Source organism: Streptomyces sp. SID12501, assembly GCF_010550245.1.
GTDB lineage: Bacteria > Actinomycetota > Actinomycetes > Streptomycetales > Streptomycetaceae > Streptomyces.
In genome coordinates this window covers 1-567 of sequence record NZ_JAAGLU010000326.1, presented here as the reverse complement: position 1 = coordinate 567, position 567 = coordinate 1, and the positions used below count along the sequence as shown (strand labels likewise).

Annotated in this window: 1 protein-coding gene; it reads right to left on the bottom strand. The window is 76.2% G+C overall.

Annotation, left to right across the window (positions count from 1 at the left end):
* The coding region (locus tag G3I71_RS46025; RefSeq protein WP_164324889.1) for a CehA/McbA family metallohydrolase at positions 1–567 on the bottom strand (567 nt) is incomplete at both ends.

The window sequence follows — 567 nt, the reverse complement described above, 5'->3', positions numbered from 1 at the left end:
GGGCACGACGAGCCCTCCGGCCCGCCGCACCTGGTGCGCGTACCGGCCGAACCGCTGGTCGCGGGCCCGGTAGCGCCAGTCGACGAAGGTGCCCGGGTCGGTGCCGACGGCGAGCACGTGCCCGTTGCGGGTGGTGATCTCCTCGCCGGTGAGGATCAGCAGGTCGTCGCCCCAGAGCCCGCCCCAGGCCCCGTGCGCGGAGGTGGTGTTGTGCTCGCTGCTGTTGATGAAGTCGAGCCCGGCGGCCCGCGCGGCGGCGGCCACCTCGGCCGGGGTGCGCCGCCCGTCGGAGTGCACGGTGTGGATATGGCAGTCACCCCGGTACCAGGCACGGCCGCGTCCCCCGGCCCGCTGGGGCGGATGGACGGGCGCGGGGGTGCGGCCCGGCTCCCCGAACCGGAGGGTGACGGTCACCTCGTACGGGAGACCCCCGGGCGCCACGGTGTAGGGGGCCAGCACGATGTGCCAGGTCCCGGCCCGCAGGGGCCCGGCGAGATAGCCGGGGGTCGCCGTGTCACCCCGGAGGAAGAAGGAGGTACGCGCCCCGCCCGACCAGCCCCGGAAGCC